This is a genomic window from Hyalangium sp. (assembly GCF_045802625.1).
Taxonomy (GTDB): domain Bacteria; phylum Myxococcota; class Myxococcia; order Myxococcales; family Myxococcaceae; genus Hyalangium.
Map to the genome: position 1 here is coordinate 1 of NZ_JBJMQP010000073.1, position 1,854 is coordinate 1,854.

Sequence of the window (1,854 nt, forward strand, 5' to 3'; positions counted from 1 at the left end):
CAGGCGTCGAACTCCAGGTTCTCCGCCTCCCTCGCCGCCGGCCCCGCCTGGGCGGCCGCCGCGAGATAGCCCATTGCATCGATCTGCACCGCGCGGCAGTCTCGCAGGAAAGCCGGTCGGCGGCACCGGAAACTGCACCGTCGAGGCGCCGGATCGGATACAAGGTGCGTGATGGCATTCATGAAGCCGCTCGTGCCGGAGTACGACCCGCTCGAATGGGCGCAGAAGCCATTCGCCGAGCGCGCTCGGATGGCGTGCGAGACCTACGCGGTCCAGGGTTGGGGCTCTCCCTCCGCGGTCTACCTGTTCTACGGCCTGAAGCTCGTCCTGTATGTCGGTGGCTGGTGGCTGTTCTGCAGCTTCACGCGCGGGATGGGCGACCTCGGGACGATCGACTCGTGGGGCTTCAGCGTCGTCGCCTTCGAGAAGGCTGTGCTGTGGAGCCTCCTGTTCGAGGGTCTCGGCCTCGGGTGCGGATCGGGACCGCTCACCGCGCGTTACGTACCGCCGTTCACCGCCTTCCTGCACTTCCTGCGGCCGGGCACGATCAAGCGCCCGTTCGATGCGCGACTGCCGGTACTCGGCGGGTACCGGCGCACGTGGCTGGACGTCGGGCTCTACGCGGCAGCGCAGGTGCTGCTGCTGAGCGCGCTGGTGAGCGGGACTCCCGCACGGGGGCTGCTGCTCGCCATCTCGCTGCTCTACCTCGTCCTCGCCCTCGCCGACAAGACGATCTTCCTCAGTGCGCGCGGCGAGCACTACTGGACGGCGCTTACGCTGTTCGCGCTGTTCTCGCACTGGCTCCCGGGTGCGAAGGCGCTTTGGATCGCGCTGTGGTTCTGGGCCGGGTTCTCCAAGCTCACCCCGCACTTCACCTCGGTGATCTGCGTGATGAACAGCAATGCGCCGTTCACCGCGCCGATCGCGCGGGTGCGGCGGCGCTTCTACCGCAACTTCCCCGACGATCTTCGCCCGGGGCGGTTCGCCGACATCGCGCACGGTGGGGCAGCCCTGGAGTTCGGCATCCCGATCGTGATGCTCGTCGCCCACGGCGGCACGCTGACCAAGGTGGGCCTGGCGATGATGGTGTTCCTGCACTGCTTCATCTCCGCCCAGGTGCCGGCCGGCGTGCCTCTGGAATGGAACGTGATGATGATCTACGGCGGCTTCTTCCTCTTCTCTCGCCACGCCCACACCACGATCTTCGACATGCCGCCGGCCTGCGGCGTGTTCCTGGCCGTGATGCTCGTGGCGATCCCCCTGCTCGGGAACCTGTTCCCGAAGCGCATCTCGTTCCTCATGGCGATGCGGTACTACGCCGGGAACTGGCCCTACAGCGTGTGGTTGTTCCGGGGCGAGAGCTACCGCAAGCTGGACGCGATCAAGAAGGCGGCGGCGTGGGTGCCCGACCAGCTGGCGCGCTTCTACGACCGCCCGACGGCGGTGGCCGTCGCGAGCCGGACGGTCGGCTGGCGGCTGATGCACCTCCAGGGCCGCGCGATGGGGGACCTCGTGCCGATGGCGGTGGACCGCTTCGAGGACTACACGTGGGTCGACGGCGAGCTCGTCTGCGGCATGATCCTCGGCTACAACTTCGGCGATGGCCACCTGCACGACGAGGAGCTGCTGGCGGCAATCCAGGAGGAGTGCGGTTTCGAGGATGGCGAGTTGCGCGTGATGATGGTCGAGGCGCAGCCGTTCGGCCGCCACACCTGCAACTACCGCGTGCACGACGCCTGCACCGGTCTGATGGCCGAGGGGGAGCTCGACGTCCGCGTCCTCCAGAGCCGGCAGGCGTGGGAGCGCTCGAGCGTCGACGGCCGGGCCGGCCTCGCCGCGGTCGACGTCACCCAC

2 protein-coding genes are annotated in these 1,854 nt (G+C 68.3%); one reads left to right on the forward strand and one right to left on the reverse strand.

Annotated features, from left to right (window positions below):
- A partial coding sequence (locus tag ACJ8AT_RS14660; protein ID WP_407738344.1) for a hypothetical protein occupies positions 1 to 182 on the reverse strand: 182 nt, incomplete at its 3' end.
- Here ACJ8AT_RS14660 and ACJ8AT_RS14665 point away from each other — a divergent pair.
- On the forward strand, positions 181 to 1,854 hold a 1,674-nt coding region (locus tag ACJ8AT_RS14665), incomplete at its 3' end, for a DUF3556 domain-containing protein (protein WP_407738345.1). The two genes, ACJ8AT_RS14660 and ACJ8AT_RS14665, sit on opposite strands and share 2 nt — an antisense overlap.